The organism is Alcanivorax sp. HI0044, assembly GCF_001634945.1.
The window spans coordinates 1-18,535 of the sequence record NZ_LWEZ01000963.1 but is presented as its reverse complement, the minus strand read 5'-3'; the positions used below and the strand labels follow the sequence as shown (position 1 = coordinate 18,535).

General features: G+C 58.2%; 16 protein-coding genes and 1 tRNA gene. 7 read left to right on the top strand and 10 right to left on the bottom strand.

Features of this window, described 5'->3' with window-relative positions; translation table 11 throughout:
- Positions 1-130: 130 nt before the first annotated feature.
- The 4 genes from A3730_RS11325 to A3730_RS11310 form a co-directional block, all read right to left on the bottom strand.
- Positions 131-1,000 carry a hypothetical protein gene (locus A3730_RS11325; RefSeq protein ID WP_063519878.1) on the bottom strand — a complete coding sequence of 290 codons (870 nt, stop codon included), beginning with the start codon at positions 998-1,000 and terminating at the stop codon, positions 131-133.
- Positions 972-3,617: a bifunctional glycoside hydrolase 114/ polysaccharide deacetylase family protein gene (locus A3730_RS11320; protein ID WP_231883933.1), complete on the bottom strand. Its 2,646-nt coding sequence runs from the start codon at positions 3,615-3,617 to the stop codon at positions 972-974. Before A3730_RS11320 ends, A3730_RS11325 begins: the two co-directional genes overlap by 29 nt.
- A 280-nt stretch (positions 3,618-3,897) precedes the next feature.
- Positions 3,898-4,458, bottom strand: a complete 561-nt coding sequence (locus A3730_RS11315) for an HNH endonuclease (RefSeq protein WP_063519808.1) — start codon at positions 4,456-4,458, stop codon at positions 3,898-3,900.
- Between the two features lie 311 nt (positions 4,459-4,769).
- The gene (locus A3730_RS11310) at positions 4,770-5,363 is read right to left on the bottom strand and encodes a DUF3047 domain-containing protein (RefSeq protein ID WP_231880595.1); all 594 of its coding nucleotides are present in this window, start codon (positions 5,361-5,363) and stop codon (positions 4,770-4,772) included.
- 112 nt (positions 5,364-5,475) lie between these two features.
- On the opposite strand from A3730_RS11310, the gene A3730_RS11305 reads away from it, so the two are divergent.
- Both A3730_RS11305 and A3730_RS11300 read left to right on the top strand, forming a co-directional pair.
- Positions 5,476-7,071 carry a GMC family oxidoreductase gene (locus A3730_RS11305; RefSeq protein ID WP_063519807.1) on the top strand — a complete coding sequence of 532 codons (1,596 nt, stop codon included), beginning with the start codon at positions 5,476-5,478 and terminating at the stop codon, positions 7,069-7,071.
- 375 nt (positions 7,072-7,446) lie between these two features.
- Entirely contained in the window at positions 7,447-9,093 is a 1,647-nt protein-coding gene (locus tag A3730_RS11300; RefSeq protein ID WP_063538087.1) for a hypothetical protein, read from the top strand.
- Positions 9,094-9,234: 141 nt separating this feature from the next.
- Here A3730_RS11300 and A3730_RS11295 read toward each other — a convergent pair whose 3' ends face one another.
- Positions 9,235-10,770: an adenylate/guanylate cyclase domain-containing protein gene (locus A3730_RS11295; protein WP_063519971.1), complete on the bottom strand. Its 1,536-nt coding sequence runs from the start codon at positions 10,768-10,770 to the stop codon at positions 9,235-9,237.
- Positions 10,771-10,952: 182 nt separating this feature from the next.
- Between A3730_RS11295 and A3730_RS11290 the strand changes: the two genes are divergently transcribed.
- The 5 genes from A3730_RS11290 (at position 10,953) to A3730_RS11270 (ending at position 14,274) form a co-directional block, all read left to right on the top strand.
- Entirely contained in the window at positions 10,953-11,510 is a 558-nt protein-coding gene (locus tag A3730_RS11290) for a nitroreductase (RefSeq protein ID WP_063519972.1), read from the top strand.
- Positions 11,507-11,959, top strand: a complete 453-nt coding sequence (locus tag A3730_RS11285) for a YiiD C-terminal domain-containing protein (protein ID WP_063519973.1) — start codon at positions 11,507-11,509, stop codon at positions 11,957-11,959. Before A3730_RS11290 ends, A3730_RS11285 begins: the two co-directional genes overlap by 4 nt.
- Positions 11,956-12,402, top strand: coding sequence for an MAPEG family protein (locus tag A3730_RS11280; protein ID WP_063519974.1), 447 nt, complete (start codon positions 11,956-11,958; stop codon positions 12,400-12,402). The genes A3730_RS11285 and A3730_RS11280 overlap by 4 nt, the downstream gene beginning before the upstream one ends.
- A 91-nt stretch (positions 12,403-12,493) precedes the next feature.
- Positions 12,494-12,581 (top strand) — tRNA-Ser (locus tag A3730_RS11275).
- 214 nt (positions 12,582-12,795) lie between these two features.
- Entirely contained in the window at positions 12,796-14,274 is a 1,479-nt protein-coding gene (locus A3730_RS11270) for an AbgT family transporter (protein WP_063519975.1), read from the top strand.
- A 154-nt stretch (positions 14,275-14,428) separates the two neighbouring features.
- Here the strand turns inward: A3730_RS11270 and A3730_RS11265 are convergent, their stop codons facing one another.
- From A3730_RS11265 to A3730_RS11245, 5 genes are all read right to left on the bottom strand, one after another.
- Positions 14,429-14,797 carry a DUF4870 domain-containing protein gene (locus A3730_RS11265; RefSeq protein ID WP_063519976.1) on the bottom strand — a complete coding sequence of 123 codons (369 nt, stop codon included), beginning with the start codon at positions 14,795-14,797 and terminating at the stop codon, positions 14,429-14,431.
- Positions 14,798-14,840: 43 nt separating this feature from the next.
- Entirely contained in the window at positions 14,841-15,665 is an 825-nt protein-coding gene (gene queF / locus A3730_RS11260; protein WP_063519977.1) for an NADPH-dependent 7-cyano-7-deazaguanine reductase QueF, read from the bottom strand.
- 65 nt (positions 15,666-15,730) lie between these two features.
- Positions 15,731-16,504 (bottom strand): ABC transporter permease, encoded by a 774-nt coding sequence (locus A3730_RS11255; protein ID WP_063519978.1) that lies wholly within the window; start codon positions 16,502-16,504, stop codon positions 15,731-15,733.
- Complete coding sequence (locus A3730_RS11250; RefSeq protein WP_063520531.1) at positions 16,501-17,433, bottom strand: ABC transporter ATP-binding protein; 933 nt, start codon at positions 17,431-17,433, stop codon at positions 16,501-16,503. The genes A3730_RS11255 and A3730_RS11250 overlap by 4 nt, the downstream gene beginning before the upstream one ends.
- Before the next feature lie 51 nt (positions 17,434-17,484).
- Entirely contained in the window at positions 17,485-18,150 is a 666-nt protein-coding gene (locus A3730_RS11245) for a histidine phosphatase family protein (protein ID WP_063520530.1), read from the bottom strand.
- Between the last annotated feature and the right edge of the window lie 385 nt (positions 18,151-18,535).

Below are 18,535 nucleotides of genomic sequence, written 5' to 3'. Positions count from 1 at the left end.
TGGTAGCTGCGGTCGTAGTAGCGCTCCACATAGGGCGCCGGCGTGTCCGCATGGGCAAGCGGCACGGCAGACAACAGTGCGAGGGGGAAGATCGCCGCATGGAGCCATTGTCGTATCCGCGGGCGGCGGGTCATCGGCTACCCTCCACGGACGGCAAGCTTAGCAACAACACCGCGTAGTGCTCGGCCACCGGCATGTTGCCGCCCGCCTGGGCCAGGGTCATCAAGCGATACAACACGGCCTTGTCGTGATAGAAAGCGCGCTCACGGGCCTGAGCTAAACGCAGCGCCTTGTCATGCAGGCTGCCCGCTTGCAGCGCGTTGAGTGCAGCCAGGAAATAGCGCTTGCGCACCGTGTAATTGCCGCGTGCGTCCATGGCCGCAATGTAGGCATCCGCAGACTCGGAATAGCGCCCGTGGGCGAGCAGCACTTTTGCCGCCTTGACGTGCCACTGGCTGGGGTTGGCCGCACTATCCGCCAACCGGCGATAGGCTTGCACCGCCAGGTCCACGCTACCCATGGCCAGGGCCATGTCAGCGAAGCGGATGCGTTTTTCACTGTTCAGGGCGGCCCAGTCAATCGCGCGCAAACGGGTCAGGGTTTCATGTTCAAGCATGGTGCCACGGCGATTGTCGGCGTCTATGGCCATCAAACGGGTAAAATCCCGGCGCAATTCCAGCCAGGCGATCTGGGTGTCATAGCGGCCATTGGTATCAGCAGCCACGATTTGCAGCTGGTCATCCGCCGCCACAAAGTTACCTTGCAGAATCAACTCCCGTGCCATCAACAAACGTAGCTCATGGTCATCCGGTTTGGCTTTCAGCCAGGCTTGCATATAGCTGAATGTCACCGCGTCCAGACGCGCAGTACGCAGGGATGAGGACAAGTCCCGCGGGAACAGCATCCAGCACACCACGCCGATAAGAATCAGAAAGGCGAATAATTCCGGTAGCCCAACAACCCGCAGCCGTTCAGTGCGGACATTGTAGCCGTAGCTCATTGAGCCCACGCGCCGCACTCCTGTAGTGATATAACCGGCCTTCCCTGCCGGCAGGTTTGAGTGTTGTTCCCTGATGAGACAAGGTGCAGCCCCGGGCATTGCCCAGGGTAAAGTCCAGTGGCGCCATGGCTTTCAGGGAAAAACGCAGGTTTCGTCCGTCGCGGGAAAAGGCCGTTAGCCGACCATTTGCCTGCTGCAAATACGGCACCCTGCTGTCCTGGTCGCTGGATGCCTGACCTCGCCAATGGGCGTTCGCACCGCTCAAATGCACATAACGCCCGGGCTTGTCTTCACGGTAGCCGGCCACACCGCTGCTTTGTGCCAACGCGGGAAGCGCCAGCCCGTCCGGCAGCCGTAACGTACGTAGCTGGCCGTTGCCCTGAATCCACCATTGATCACCCCGGCGGCCAATCACCATATCGTTGAAATCCAGCACCTTGCGACTGTAGTCCGACGCGAACAGCGGAAAATACGGCTGCTCACTGGCCCATTGATACACCCGTCGCAGGGACTCCAGTGAGGCATTCTTGCTGGCGATATAGGTGTGGTAGTAAATATCCACCGGTTTAAAACGATGGGGCGTTTCGGTCAGCTTGAAGGTTTCGATAACCCGCTCAAAGCCATAGAAAGGCCCGGTCCACTCATTGGTATAAATATTTTCATTCTGGTTGGGCGCGTAGACCTGGTATTCATCCCCTTTCGGGATACCAATGCCCTTCACCAGCGTCCAGGTGGGGGCACTGTTGGTGATGATCGTATCGCTGCCATTCATGTTCAACAGGCCGCCCTCACGGGCCGCTTTCAGCGCTTCCGGTGTGGGAATGGTGTCTCCACTCCACAGCACCATGCGGGTCTTCTTGCCCGGCGGCAACAGCTCGCGTTCGATATAGTTTGCCGAGCCCACCACTTCGCGCACCGGGTCCATGCGGTAGTCCGGCAGCGGCAGTCGCAGCTGCCCTTCCGGCCCGTACAGTTCCCCGGGGTTTGCCTGGGCGTCGTACCAAAAAAAAGGATGCGAGTAAGTGTGTGTTGCCGCTTCCACATGGGGCAGGGCAAACATGGCACGGGCAATACGCTGCAGCTCCGGCGCCATTTTTGGATACAACCCCTCGCTGGACACTTCCCCTTCAATCACGGAAATGGTGGTGGGGATATCAAACTTCTCGAGAATTTCATCCAGTAGCACCAGGGCATCCGCTTTCCCCCGGTACCCTTCCACTTCCGCCAGGCTGGGGAAGCCATCGCCGTCCATGTGCGCAAACAACAGTCGCCGGCCATTTTCGGTGGTCACGTCAGGAATCGGCATGTCGGGCAATTGCAGGGCGTCACGAGTGAAGGTGAGCGGATTAAGCACCCAGCGATCCCCGCCGCCGGTCTTCACCCCTGGTAGTGCGGCACGAATCAGGAAAGGCTGAAAGGCGTAGCCGCCCCAGGGCGTTACCGCCACCGGAGTAAAGGTCTGATTTTCACTACGTAATTTTAACCAGGGGGTGGCGTTGTCGTTATCCACCGGCGCAGACAACTCCAGCAGTTTCGGTAAGGTAACTTCAAACCCCATGTCCGGGTGCTGAGAGACAATCTGTGGCGGGCTTGCCGGCGTGTTGCGCGACTCAAAACCGAAGTCCCGGGCATGGGGGCCCTGCGGGTCAATGGCGGGATAACCCAGCATCAGGATGGGCACGCCGGCCTCTTTCTGTTGTGCCAGCCAGTCTTCAAAGCCATCGCTGGCGACTTCCGAATCTTCCAGCCAGATAACAATGCCCGCATAACGGCCGGCCAGCGTGCCCGCCGGCATGGGCGCATCCACCGCACGAATATCCGGCACCAGGCCCTGAAACTGCAGGGGCATCAGCCCGTAGCGCACCGCATCGGTCAATTCCCAGGTGCGCTCCTCGCTGCCGCCGTATACCAGCAGCACCTGGCGGGGCAGGATTTCCAGCTCCCCCACGCCCATCATGTCCAGCGCCGGGTTGGTGACCCAGGGAATCACGTTATGCCGGGCAATGTCGCTGGCAATCTTGCGCGCCTGGTCACGGGACCCGGGAGGCGCATAATCAATGGCGATAGTGCTGACGCCATAACGCTCACGGACCTGTTCAAACTGGCCCAGCAGCCAGGCCCTGTCTTCCTCCGGGACAGCAGTAAACTGGTCCTTGTCCGGCAACCACCGCTGGTAGAGGGACTCGGCCGCCACCGCATCCACCCGGGCCTGCACCAGCGGCATCAGCTCGAAACCACGGTTAAAAATAAACCCCGCCTGGGGATGGCGCTCGGCGATGGCATTAATTAACGCCGCCAGCCCCTGTCGTTGACGCTCACGCGCGGCCTCGTCTTTGGCAACCAGCTGATAGCTGTCCAGGGTGTCGAGGAAAAAGCCACGGTAGCCCTTGGCCCAGAGCGGTTCGATCACGGCATCGATAAAATAACTGCGCAGCGCCGGGGAAGATTGATCAAGAATAAACGAGCCCCAGTCCGGGTTTTTACCCAGCAACCAGGCCTTGTCCAGGCCAGCAAAATAATGCCGCTGGGACAATACCTCGCCCAGGCTCACATAGGCATAGAAGGTTTCGTCCCGATAGGCCTGCGGCAAACTGTCGGCCTGATCCGGCTCCACCACAGGAAAATCAAACGACGCCAATGACGACCATGGAATATCCGGGCCGTAATAAAAAGCCGCCGTTTTGGAGTCACTCTCGCCCTGTGCCGCGGCAGCGGCTACAGCAATTAAGCAGCAGAACGAGAAAATAACGTAACGAATAGATTTTCCCCTGAACAATAAGGTGCGAGCGATATTTCAGTGTATCTGAATTCGCATCAAGGCAATGTGAAATATGGTGAGCGAAGCGGCGAGTTGTAAATAAAAACGCAGCAGCGCCTGCATTTTTTTACATTCCGTTTTACAACAACCGGCTTTCTTTACCAAACTGGCTGCGCAGGAACTCCATTTGATCGCCACGGATACGGTGGCTGTTAATCAGCGCCAGATACTCCGCCATATTAGGCACATAGGGCAACGCCAGTAATTCCATCTCGATTTCGTCAAGCCGATGGCTACCCTTGCGCTGGTTACAGCGCCGACACGCCGATACCACATTCAGCCAACGGTCTTTTCCCCCGCGCGAAGTGGGCACGATATGGTCACGGGTGAGCACGTTTTCGGGAAACGGTTTACCGCAATAGAGACACAAATGCTGATCGCGCCGAAACAACGCCCGGTTGGTCAAAGGTGGTGCCGGGCGCTTGTGGTTATGGGTAACGCCATCGCAGGCGATGATCGAATGCAGAGACAGGCAGGAACGGGTGCCGGTAAGGCGACTGGTGCCGCCGTGCAGCCGGTAGATCACATCTCCCAGCGTCCAGGTCACCAAGCCACGCGCATAAAGGGTGGCGGCCATTTGCCAGTCGAGCCACTCAACCGGCGTGCCGGCTTTATCCAGGCGCAGAATGCGTTCACTCATGGGCAACCTCAGCAATGTGATCACGCAAGGAGTTATTCAGAAACTCCGCAGATATAAACGTAAAGTAATGACGATTCTGCGACACAAGGGTCGGCGACAAGGAGCGGGGAGAGGCAGGAGCACCGTCCGGCATGGACCGGCGGAGGAAAGTGGATTGCCTGTGGCTGTGTATGAACACGATGGCAGCGCCTTTACCCGGTTATCTCTGATTAACCTGCCACGACAGGCTAATCACAGACACCGGATTGAATAAATAATAAACAGCTCGCGGTAATGGCCGCAACTTTCTTTATCCTCGCTTATCCGTTGCTTCACTCTGGTTCATCCTGCGCAGCAGCACGAAACACTGGCAAACGGTAACAGCTCATTACCCGCGTGCCGGTATTATCGCCATCCGTCATGATCGCCACCGCATCCACTGCGTTCACCTCCATGCCATGAAAACGCCTGAAATCGGCCTGCACATTGCGCGAGAACCGGTGCCAGGTGCCGGCACCACCCGGTCCCTGCACCACGACCATCTCTGCCTGGCTGGCAAACGGGTTGGGCCAGTGAGCGCCGGGCTCGGCATCACGGGACCAGACATAGTTGATGGCCCGCGTCTGCCAGGGCAACCAGCCTTTTTTCACCACGTACACGCGAGCCTGAAAGTCATCCCCCGCCTTGCTTTGCTCCAAGGTGTCAGGCCAGGGCGGGATGACTTCCCCCTGCCACTGCCAGGTCAGCCAGGGTGTCTGGTTGAGATCCACCTGTTGCTCTTGCACCAGCCCCGACGCTGTTCCCTGCGCATCAGCATGCCAGCAACCGTTAACTTGGCGGTACTTCGTATGTCCTGTGAATTCCACTTCCCGCCAGCCCTGCGGCACATCCGAAACCGCCAGAGCAGGCATCAGGGCCAAAGACATCGCCACCCAGCGTGGTATACATTGGACTTGCCGGTCACAAACAAACCTCGTTTTCATGGGCCGACCTCCTAAAATACGCTGTTTACTGTGCCATTAGCCGAAGGCAGACACCATGCAGTTTGATTACATCATTGTCGGCGCCGGTTCTGCCGGCTGCGTACTTGCCAACCGCCTTTCCGAAAATCCGAATAATCGCGTATGCCTGCTCGAAGCTGGCCCCGCCGATAACAGTCTGTTCATTCGGATACCAGCAGGCATCATTTTGATGATGCGTTCCAACGCACGTAACTGGCGTTACTACACCGTACCGCAAAAGGCGCTGAACAATCGCCAAATCTATATTCCCCGCGGGAAAACCCTGGGTGGCTCCTCCGCCGTTAATGCCATGTGCTACACCCGGGGCCACCAATCGGACTACGACCACTGGGCCGCCCTGGGTAACAAAGGCTGGGGCTTTGACGACGTGCTCCCTGTTTTCAAACGCTCGGAGCATTATGAAGGCGGTGAAGGCCCCTTCCATGGCACCGGTGGCAAGCTGAACATTGCAGACCTGCGCTTCACCCACCCGGTGAGCAATGCCTTTATCAAGGCCGGCGTGGAAGCCGGCCACCCCGCCACCGACGACTTCAACAATGATGTCCAGGAAGGCGTGGGCATGTACAAGGTCAACCAGAAGGACGGTGAACGCTGCGGGGTGTCCAAGGCCTACCTGCACCCGGTGATGGACCGCCCCAACCTGACCGTGCTTACCAGTGCACTGGTAAACCGCATCCTGTTCGAAGGCAAGCGCGCCATCGGTGTGGAAGTGGAACACAACGGCCAGATCCGCACCCTGAAAGCGGAGAACGAAGTCATCCTGTCCGGCGGTGCGATCAACTCTCCCCAGGTACTGAAACTGTCCGGGGTAGGCCCGGCTGCCGAGCTGGCCGAGCACAACATCCCGCTGGTCCATGAGCTGCCCGGTGTCGGCGAAAACCTGCAGGATCACCCCGATGCCCTGGTGGTACACAAGAGCCTGCGCAAGGACACTCTGAGCCTGGCGCCCGGCGCGCTGATCACCACTGGCCTGAAAGGCATCTTCAATTTCTTCTACCGCCGCAATGGGCAGCTTACCTCCAACGTGGCGGAAGCTGGCGGGTTTATTAAATCCCGCCCGGAAGAGACGATCCCGGACCTGCAACTGCACCTGACCGCGGCCAAGCTGGACAATCACGGCCTCAACACCTTGTTCAGCATGGGCTACGGCTATTCCGCCCACGTCTGCATCCTGCGACCCAAAAGCCGTGGCAATATTACCCTGCGCGATGCCAACCCGCGCTCACCGGCCCTGATCGACCCGCGCTTCCTGGAACACCCGGACGACATGGAAGGCATGGTTCGCGGTGTGAAGGCCGTTCGCAAAATCCTGGCGCAACAGGCGCTGAATGACTGGCGCGGTGAAGAACTGTTCCCGGGCAAGGACACGCAGAGTGATGAAGAGATCCGCGAGTTCCTGCGCCAGAAGTGCGACAACATCTATCACCCCGTGGGCACCTGCAAAATGGGCAGTGATGACATGGCGGTGGTGGACGCGGACCTGCGCGTACACGGCCTGGAAGGCCTGCGCGTGGTAGATGCTTCCATCATGCCGACGCTGATTGGTGGTAACACCAATGCCCCGACCGTGATGATTGCCGAAAAAGCGGCTGACGCGATTCTCGGCGCGTAACACAGCGGCAAGCGGCAACGCTGTTTGAGGACAGGGGGGGGGGCGGGACGCCACACGGCAACCGCCCCGCCCGCGAAGAATGGGCAGGCGTTCCCTTCCAGGGAACGAACCGAGCGCAGCGAGGCAACAGAGGCATCCGATGCACTTTCTTTCTGACCTGTCGAACCCGGACGCCTGACCGGTCTTAGGGTTCGTCCCTCAAGAGGAACGCCTACAGCGGCTTCGTGGAAAACCCGAAATCTGGAGCACGTTTCCAGCCTTTACTGTCTATCACGTTGTCGCGCGCAACTCCTCGCTTGTTTCACCCTACTGTCATATTTTTTTTACACACTGCCCCCCTTCTGGTGATTGCGTGATATCCGTTTGGGGGGATGTATGATCGATGCAGTTTCATCACCGCGTGCACAATTGGTCGAATTGCTGTGGCAGCTTAAACAGAATTTTGATCAGGAAAATGACAGCAGTCTGCGATTTGTTCATTTCAACACGCTGCTGAACGACCCGGTCTACCGAGCGGAAATCATTACCCGCGCCATTCAAAGTGACAACCGAAAAATCCGGGCGCTGGGGCTGAAGCTTCAGGAGGCCAACCGGGACGGCGTATTGCTGCACAAACGCCCTACCGCCAGCCTGCCGACCCCACTCACCAACCCGGATATCGCGGAAACCCTGGGCAGCAGACACCCCTCCAGCGGTAAACCTTCAGGCCTCTATGCCTGGGTTGCCCTGGCCGTCGTTGTGCTGTGCATGGCGGGCTATTTTGCCTATGACCCGGTGCGCCAGTTGATCGCCGGGCAGCAAACCATCAAAGGCTCCCTGTTCGGACAAAACACCTGGCATGCCGGCACCACCTGGGTACTGGATGGCATTGTCTATGTGGAAGCGGGCGGCAGTCTGACCATCGAGCCCGGCACACGCATTGAAGGCAAACCCGGCTCCGCCCTGGTAATTACCCGGGACGCCACCCTGTTCTCCCGTGGCCAGGAAAACGCACCCATCGTCTTCACCAGCACCCAGCCGGAAGGCACCCGTACTGCCGGCGACTGGGGCGGTGTGGTCATGCTCGGCAGCGCACCGGTTAACGTGGCCAACGCACATATTGAAGGCATTCCCGACGGCGATACCCGGGGAGCCTTTGGCGGCAGCGATGCGGACGGCTCCTGCGGTGTGATGGAATACACCCGCGTGGAGTTCGCCGGCTTCGAGGTCTACGCCAATAACGAATTGAATGGCCTGACCCTGGGCGGCTGTGGCAGCAGCACCATTATTCGTAATGTGCAGGTCCATCGCGCACTGGACGACGGTATCGAAGTGTTCGGTGGCACAGTGGACCTCAAGCACATCATTATTACCGGTGCTGCGGACGACTCGCTGGACTGGGATATGGGCTGGCGTGGCCGGGTACAGTTTCTGGTCGTGCAACAGCATGCCAATGTGGGCGACAATGCGTTTGAAGGCGATAATCTCAAGGCGAATCCGGATGCCACACCCATTTCCGCGCCGGTCATGTATAACGTGACCTTGATCAGCCCGCGCAGCCATGAAAAATACCACCGGGCGATGACCCTAAAAGTGGGCACCGGCGGGCATTTCAACAACATGATTATTGACGGTTTCTCCGGGGAAACCATCGACCTGAAAGGCGGCGAGACCGTGCGCCGTATTCAGGAAGGCGAGCTCACCTTCAACAGTATGATGGTGCATAAAGTGGGCAGCCGTGGCCTGACGTTCTTCGACTCAGAAAACATGGACAATGATGACGATAACGGTTTCGACGAGCGTCGTTATTTCCAGAGCCGTTCCGTGGGCGCCCAGTTTGGCACCGACCCGTTGCTCACCCGCGATGCGACCAGCACCTCCCATCCGGACTTTGCCCCCACCTCACGCTCTCCTGCCCGTAATGGCGCCACGGCGATCCCGCAGGGAGAGTTCTGGGATGAAGCAGCGGATTATCTCGGTGCCATGCGCCCGGGCAGCGCGCAGACATGGGCCGACAACTGGACGGCGTTTCCGTTGAATTAGGGAGCCTCTGAATGTCGGCTTACGGCTACGCCTAAGCCGACCTGCGGGACTGCCCGCGATACATCAGTTGAAAGTTCAAAGTGAAAAGTTGAAAAGGAAAACCGGGGGAGCTTTTCCGGTTCCCCTGTCTGAGCTTGTCGCTCAGACCCGCACCTCGACCTGCACTTTTTTCGCAGCGCGCCCCATCATCTCAATGACTTTTTCACGGTCGCGTTTTCTCATGATGTCGCTCTGCACGTGCAGACTGAAGCCTTCCGCTTCATAGTCCACGGCCACCGTTTTGTCCTGCTTCAGGTCCGTGGCGGAGCGGGCCAGGGTGCGCAAGATGGTGTTCTTGTCGAAATTACGGATGCGCTCCAGGTCGATGTGGATGCCAAAGCCATCGGTTTGCGCAGACACATAACGGTTCTTTGCCCCCGCATCCCGTTTGGCACCCAACGCCTCGAACACGGGGATCGGCCGGTTAAATCCCTTGACCTGAATGTCACCCATGCTGCGGCACTGAATCCGGTTATTCACCAGCGCCTGGGTCGCCTCCGAGATCAACACGCCGCCTGGCCGGCAGGCGGATTCCAGGCGGCTGGCCAGATTCACATCCGTGCCCAGAATGGTGTAATCCATGCGCGAATCGGTACCAAAGTTGCCCACCGTGGCGTAACCGGTATTGATGCCAATACGGATTTCCAGCTTGTGGTCGATGCCTTCGCGCTGCCAGCGCTGGCGCAGCAGCTTCATTTGTTCCTGCATCTCAATGGCCATCAAGACACAACGGTAGGCATCTTCCTGGGCGCCTTCGCTTTTCGGATCACCAAAAAAGATCATCACCGCATCACCAATGAATTTATCGATGGTGCCACCGTGACGCAGGGCAATGCGCGTCATCTCGCTCAGGTAGGTGTTGAGCATTTTGGTAAGCGTGGTCAGCGGCAGCTCTTCGGAGATGGCACTGAATCCCTTGATGTCGGAAAAGAACACGGTCAGGCGCTTGCGTCGGGTTTCCAGCTTGGCGTCACGTTTGCCGGAAAAAATCGATCCCCATACCTGGGGCGGCAAATACTTGGCCAGCTTGCGGGACATATCCACCGCCTGCTTCTGCTGGCGCCTCACCAACTCCTGTGCCTGCTTGAGGTAACGAGCCTGCAGGTGGGCAAACGCGGAGGAGGCACCCACATAGATCCCCAAGCCCAGCATGGAAATCACCGACAGCAACACCGGCGTCTGTTCCGGCGACAGCACCTGAAAGCCCAGCACCCAGCCCATCAGCAAAGCACCAACCCCGGTCATCAACACATTCAGCAACCAGGGTTTCAGCCCGCCACTGCTGACCGAATTGGCGTGCACGATAATCAGCAGCACCATGGCCGGCACCAGTGAAAAGTGCAGCAACGCACACACCAGGCCAATCACCATGGCGTCAGCCTGCATCAGTAATTTGTGCACTGGCTTGGTGGGCCGGTCCTGCTTTTCAAACAGGAACAGCAGCCCCTGGGCCGACATGGGGTAAATCAGCAGCCCCGCCACCCCCAGCATGTATAACTCGGGAAACAGGTTCAGCTTCAGGCCCGCCATCAGAATCATGGCGGCCACCAGAAAGGCCAATAGCCGGATGTAGTTTGCCTGACGGCGCGCCCGCTCCATGGGACCCAACTGGGGGCGGCGAGCTTTCTTTTTCGTCATGGAGGTCGTCATGTGATCCGCTTCACGCGATTTCTGCGAAGCTTAGCGGTTTAGTCTCTAAGAAAAAAGACTGGGATGACTAAAGGTAGGCGATTCCCTGCCACCGGAAAACGGGCGCACTCTGCAACTGGGACTCATCTGCGATTCGGGCTACCATGGCGCCGTTGTAATAGGAGCCCTGAATGGACACCCTCACCGCCCTGACCACCCGTGTATCCGCCCCGCGCCTGGAAGCCCCCGGCCCCAGCGATGAGCAACTGGACATGTTGCTGCGTGCAGCCATTCGTGCCCCGGATCATGGTCTACTGCGCCCGTGGCGCTTTATCGTGCTGCAAGGCCGCCAGCGCGAACGTCTGGGCGACATCATGGTGGCCCACCTGCTGGAAGCACAACCGGACGCCGACAACCGTGCTCAGGAGATTGCCCGCAGCAAGGCCCTGCGTGCCCCCACCATTATCATTGCCGTGGCCGAAGTGACCGAGGGCCACAAGATTCCGGTCTGGGAGCAGGTGCTCGCTGTGGGCGCATCCGTTCAGAACATGATGCTCGCGGCTTACGAACAGGGTATCGGTGCCATGTGGCGCACCGGGGCCATGGCAAACTCTACCCTGGCCAAGGAAAAGCTCGGCTTTGCGGCCAAGGATCAGGTTGTCGCTTACCTTTATCTGGGTAAACCAGTGGGCAGTCTGAAATCCCTGCCTAACGACGCCCCCGCTGACTTCCTCCGCGAATTGCCATGATAGATCTGGCTGCTCTGGCAGAACAGGTCCGCAATGCCATTCCGCTGACCCGGCATCTGGCCTTTCAGCTTGAAACATTTGATGGCCAGGCGCTGACACTCACCGCGCCATTGGCCGTCAACCACAACGACAAAGGCACCTTTTTTGCTGGCAGCCAGTCGGCCCTGCTGACACTCGCCGGCTGGAGCCTGACGACCCTGCTGGCCCGCCAGGCAGGCGTGGATGCGGACGTGGTTGCCGTCAAGACCGGGCTTGAGTACCAGCTGCCCCTGGACAGCGATATCCACATTACCGCCACCGCCAGTACCGACGGCATCAGCCGCTTCCAGCAGCGCCTGACACGCCGGGGAAAAGCCACGCTGACGGTTTTGGCGCAGGGTACCAGTGCCAACAGCGCGCAGGTCTGCGAGTATCAGGGTCTTTATCTTGCGAAGGATCGGACCCCATGACAGCTGACAGCACCATCATTACCACTCACTTCTATTTGCTGGCCTATGCGGGCTGGGCATTGTTTTTGCTCATCCTGCTGATCAGCGCCCGTTCCCTGGCCGTGTTGAGCGGCAAAACTAAAGCCGACGGCTTTCCCCCATATCACTACAACCCGGCCTGCCCCCTCAATCGTCTGCATCGGGCCTATCTGAACACGCTGGAGTTACTCGGCATCCTGATTGTCGTCGGCGCCACCGCTTTGTGGCTGGGCAACACCGAACTGAGTGCCTGCCTGCTCCCCTGGATCGTTGCCGCCCGTGTGGCCCAGAGCATTATCCATCTGGCCGGCGTGAACCACTGGCTGGTGCAGATTCGCTTCGGTTTCTTTCTGGTACAAGTGGCGTTAGTGAGCTGGCTGGCTGTAGACCAGGCCTGCACATTGCTGTCACTGTTCAAACCCTGAACAACCGGCGGCATGAGGCTTGCCTCACGCCGCCCCCTCCGGTACTCTACGCGCCCTCAAGAGTTGCCCAGTGCGCTGTTGACGACAATCTGGTGAGGTGTCCGAGTGGCCGAAGGAGCACGCCTGGAAAGTGTGTATACCGCAAGGTATCGAGGGTTCGAATCCCTCCCTCACCGCCAAACATGAAAGCCCCGCAAACGCGGGGCTTTTTTATGCCGCTTCGCGGCCGCAACACGGTTCACGTAGCACGCAACACGCCCCCCGAACCCTGCGGCCACAAGGAGGCAGCTCCCAGGCATTAGTGTCAGGCCTCAAGCGTATAGTGCTCCACCATCACTTGCCCGCGATTCACTCAACTCGCTAAAGTAGACGTTCATTTTGCGGGGAATATCCATGACTCATACCCACGGCTGGCTAGCTCGGCTGGAGCAGTTGGGCAACCGGCTTCCCCACCCGACCTTGTTATTTGTCTGGCTTTGCCTGCTGCTGCTTCCCCTCACCGCATTACTGGGTGCACTGGATATCACCGCGGTTCACCCTCTCACCGACGACACCATTACCGCCCGCTCACTGCTCGACGGTGACGGCCTGCGTTATCTGTTCACCACCCTGGTGGGCAACTTCACCAGCTTTGCGCCACTGGGCGTGGTGCTCGTCGCCATGTTGGGCCTGGGCGTAGCCGAACAATCCGGGCTGCTGTCGGTGAGCCTTGCCAGCCTGGTAAGGCGCGCCTCCGGCAGCGCGCTGGTGTTCACTGTTGCGTTTGCTGGTGTACTCTCCAGCCTGACCGTGGACGCCGGTTATGTGGTACTCATTCCCCTGGCCGGGCTGGTCTTTCAACTGGCGGGACGCCCCCCTATCGCCGGTATCGCCACCGCCTTTGCGGCAGTCTCCGGCGGCTTCAGCGCCAACTTGCTGGTGGGGCCGGTGGACGCCACCCTGGCCGGGCTATCCACGGAAGCAGCGCATATTGTTACCCCGGACCGGACCGTGGATGCCACCGGCAATTACTGGTTCATCATCGCCTCCACCTTTCTTGTCACCGGGTTGGTGACACTGGTCACCCGCAAGCTGACCGAACCTCGTCTGGCGCACTCCCATGCATCCACGGACACTTCCCCGGAGGTGCCGCATACACATCCCCGCGCCATGCGGTGGACTGGCCTGACCCTGGTGGTGCTGCTCGCCGGGCTGGCGTTACTGGTACTGCCAAGTGACGCGCCACTGCGCCATCCCGACACCGGCAGCGTACTGGGCTCGCCATTCATTCATGGCCTGGTGGTCATCGTGGCATTGATTGCGGGGATCTGCGGAGCGGTGTACGGCCGGGTCAGTGGGCAATTTCGCAGCAGTGGCGACATTATCACCGCCATGGAGACCACCATGGCCTCCATGGCCGGGTATCTGGTGCTGATGTTTTTCGCCGCCCAGTTCGTGGCCTGGTTTAACTACAGCCAGTTGGGCCTGCTACTGGCAGTGAAAGGCGCCGCCTGGCTTGGCGCACTATCGGTGCCCAAAGTGATACTGCTACTGCTGTTCGTTATACTCACTGCGCTGATCAACCTGATGATCGGCAGCGCCTCGGCCAAGTGGTCCATCCTCGCACCGGTATTTGTTCCCATGCTGATGCTGCTGGGCATTTCCCCCGAGGCCAGCCAGGCGGCCTACCGGGTCGGCGACTCCAGCACCAATATCATCACCCCGTTAATGCCCTACTTTGTATTGGTACTGGGCTTCGCCCGGCGCTATCAGCCGGATACCGGCATCGGCACGCTGATTGCACTGATGCTGCCCTACAGCCTGACACTGCTGCTGGGGTGGTCTGTATTGCTGGGTGTGTGGATCGGGTTTGGCTGGCCGCTGGGGCCGTGAGTTGAAAGTGAAAAGTTTAAAGTTGAAACGCGTGACAGGTCACTCTGATCAGAACGCAAAGAGGCCGCGCCCAAGTCACAGGCGCGGCCTCTTAATTTGAAAACGGTTAAAACGCTTACTCTCGCTTCAACTTTCAACTTTCAACTTCTAGCTATTATTTGATCAACCGAATCGTCAGCGGATAACGGTAGTGCTCTCCACCATTGGCCTTTACGGCAGCCACGATGGTCATCACCAACCAGAAGATACCAATAATCGGCAGCAGGACGGCACCAATCACCACGAAGGTGAGCAGGAAGGCAACAAAACCTGCGATGGAAATAGTGATATTGAAATTCAACGCTTCCTTGCCCTGGTCATCCACGAAGGCACTATCGTCTTTTTTAACCAGCCAGATCACCAGTGGCCCCAGAATATTGCCGAACGGAAATACCATACCGACAAAGGCCAGCAGGTGGCATGCCAGACCCAGGCTCCGCTCTTCCTGTTTCGCCAGTCCATTGCTGTTATTTTCTTCGCTCATTCAAAGGTTCCTTGTTGAAAAATAAAACCCGCCACCATCCTTGCTACTGACGAATGGTGCGACGGTTGGGGAGGGGTTGTTCGCTGTTGGAGCGGAACGGGTTGATATCAATGCCGCCCCGGCGAGTAAACCGGCCGTACACGGTCAGATGGCGGGGCGAACACTGGGCCATCAGGTCCACGAAGATCTGTTCGATAATCTGTTCGTGAAACCCCTGGTGATTACGCAGTGACACCACATAACGCAAGAAACTGGCCGGGCTGATGGCACGGCCGGTATAGCGGATCACCACGGTAGCCCAGTCCGGCTGATCGGTAACCGGGCAATGGCTGCGCAGCAGATGGGAATAGAGCTGCCCGGTTTGCTCCGAGCCCTGATCACATAGCAGCAGGTCCGGGCGATACTCATAATGCTCAAAGGACAAGTCGATATTGTCCACGCAATCACCCCGGTCTTCCCACACGGGAAAACCCGCAGATTCCTGTAGCGAATACAGCAGCACTTCGATATTGCCACCCACCGTCTGCGCCACATCTTTCTCGATGGCAGCGCGCACCGCGTCACGACTCTCGAAGCGGGTATTGGCAAACGAATTCAGATACAGCTTGAGGGATTTGGACTCAACAATATTCGGGGTAGTACAGGGAACGCGCAGTTCGCACATGGCCACCATGGGCTTGCCCTTCTCGTTGAGCCAGGACAACTCATACGCATTCCAGATATCGGTCCCGTGGAAAGGCAGAGTGGTGTCTTCCAGCTCCAGGGACTCGCGGGCATCCCAGCGCGGCACCGGACACAACAGCGAAGGCATGTACTCGTCAACATACTCGCTGGAGCGGCCCAGCGGCGTTTCCTTAAGATAGCTCATGATAACCTCTTGGCACTCCCGTCCATGGGACTGGCTTTAATCATAGCCGGATTTAGCCGGTTTCGTTAGTGCCGAATACCGGTACCACGATGCAGCAACCACAGCGCAAATAAGTAGAAAGCGATCACAAACGCCAGAATGGCCCCCAGGGAAGCGTATACATTCACGTCGCTCACGCCCAGTACCCCGTAACGGAAGGCATTGACCATATAGACGATGGGGTTGGCAAGGCTCACCGCCCGCCAGAACTCCGGCAGCAGATCAATGGAATAAAAGACCCCGCCCAGGTAGGTCAGCGGTGTCAGGATAAAGGTGGGGACAATGGAAATATCGTCAAACTTGTTGGCGAAAATCGCATTGATAAAGCCCCCCAAAGCAAACAATGCTGCCGTGAGAATCACCACCGTGATGGTGATAAAAACGTGCTGCATGGACAGGTGAGTAAAGAACAGGCTGAGCAGGCTGACAATCAGTCCCACCAACATGCCACGCACCATACCGCCGACAATATAGCCGTTGAGAATCACATGAGACGGCATCGGCGACACCAGCATTTCCTCAATGGAATGCTGGAATTTGGTGGAAAAGAACGAGCTCACCACATTGCCGTAACTGTTCTGGATTACGCTCATCATGATCAACCCCGGCACGATGTACTGCATGTAATCGAACCCGCCCATATCGCCGATACGACTGCCAATCAGGTTGCCGAAAATCACGAAATACAGCGTCATGGTAATCGCTGGCGGCAGCAGCGTCTGCGGCCAGATACGGGTAAAACGGCGAATTTCCTTGGTTACCAGGGTCAGAAATGCCACCCATTGCTCACGAGCACTCATGATGCTTGCTCCCCCGGCAGGTTCTGCTCGACCAGCCGCACAAACAATTCTTCCAGCCGGTTTGCCTTGTTGCGCATACTCATGACGTCAAAATCGAGCCGCGCCAGCTCCACAAACAGGGTATTGAGGCTTTCGCTTTTCGGCACCGCCACTTCCAGCGTCTTGGCATCGCGCAGAGACACCTGAAACCCTTCCAGTTGCGGGGCTTCACTAACGGGCCGGGCCAGATCGAGAATGAAGGTCTCTACCTGCAGTTGCTCCAGCAGGGATTTCATATCGGTATTTTCCGCGATAATGCCGTGGTCAATAATGGCGATATGGCGACACAGGGACTCTGCTTCTTCCAGATAGTGGGTGGTCAGAATGATGGTTTTCCCTTCCGCATTCAGCTTGGTCAGAAAATCCCACATGGAGCGGCGCAGTTCGATATCCACGCCAGCGGTGGGCTCGTCCAGAATCAGCAATTCCGGCTCATGAACCAGGGCACGGGCAATCATCAGCCGGCGCTTCATGCCACCGGACAAGGTCCGCGACTGTTTGTCGCGCTTGTCCCACAGACCCAGTTGGCGCAGGTACTTTTCCGCCCGCTCACGGGCCAGTGGCGCGGGAATGCCATAGAAACCCGCCTGGGTCACCACGATATCAAACACTTTTTCGAACTGGTTGAAGTTGAACTCCTGTGGCACCACACCGATCTGCTTCTTGGCCAGAGACCGCTGGGTATCCAGGGAATAGCCAAAGATGCTCACATCACCACCGGATTTATTGACCAGTGAACTGATCACACCAATGGTGGTAGATTTGCCGGCCCCGTTGGGGCCCAGCAAGGCAAAGAAATCGCCCTTCTTCACATCCAGATCAATACCTTTGAGCGCTTGCACGCCATTGGCATAGGTTTTGGTCAAATTGCGAATTGTCAGCGCGGACAAGGCACACCTCGTCAGAAGTCGGTAAACGGAGAGATCGGTTTAGAAATGCGGTTACAACGCACGATGGCAGTGATCACCACGCCATATCCAGTGAAGCTGGCCGCCACTGAACCACAGCCACAGCCCTTCCATCATCCAGGGCCAGTCATCCTCGGTAATGCGCCGGTGCCCATGCAGTTCGGCCACCAGCACGGCAAGAATGGTGTCGTGGGTCACGTGCACGTTCAGGTGGCCCGGTGCCGGTTCACGCTCGCTCAGGTACCGGGCCAGCTTGGCGCGGCCTTCTGCCGGCGACAGCATGCCCTCAAAGGGTTGCTGTAAGTGCTGGTTAAGGAATTTAAACGCACCCATCTTCAGAAACGTGGGGCCGACCTGATTCAGGTCTTCCACGTAACAGCCAGGCTCCACCAGGGTGGTATCGGTGGTGATTTCGGGAATCGTCTCCAACAGCCCTGCCTTGCGGGCGCCTTCGGCCATGGCCTTGGCGGTATTCACGCAGCGCCCCACCGGGCTGGAAAAAAACGCATCCACTGGCCGCGCCAGCTGGCTACCCCACTCCCGGGCCATATCGATGCCTTCCGGGGTCAGGGGCAGGCGGTAATCGGCAAAACCGTTCTTGGCCAGTTCACGCACAGAGTGCCGCGTCAGCAAATGAACGGGTTTGTCCTGCGGTAACAGGTTAAGGGCTTCCAGCAATCGCGGGTGTAGGCGCGCCATAGTCTCTTCACTTTGGGTCAGGCCTTAGTGTACGGAGCGCCATAGCGAAAGCAAACCATGAGAGGGGAATTAGGGAACCTCTGAAAAACTCCTTGCGTACTCAGTCTTTCAGTCTGGTTCGCAATCTATACCCCATTCGGGGCACAGAGGGCGCGCTTTTGAAGGTGTCCCCTAACTGGGATCGAGATATGTCCATCCATCGAAAAAGCGCAACAACGAGTGCGGGCCAGCCTGGATGACCCGAAGCACCCGTTCGGGCATAAAGGCGCGGCCTGAAGCGCACACCTGCTGCGCCTTGCCTCTCGGAAAGGGAACCACCCTGACCATCAAGACAAGACGCAACAGCTGCACGCTTCAGGCCACGCTGAGCATGCAAGGAGTTTTT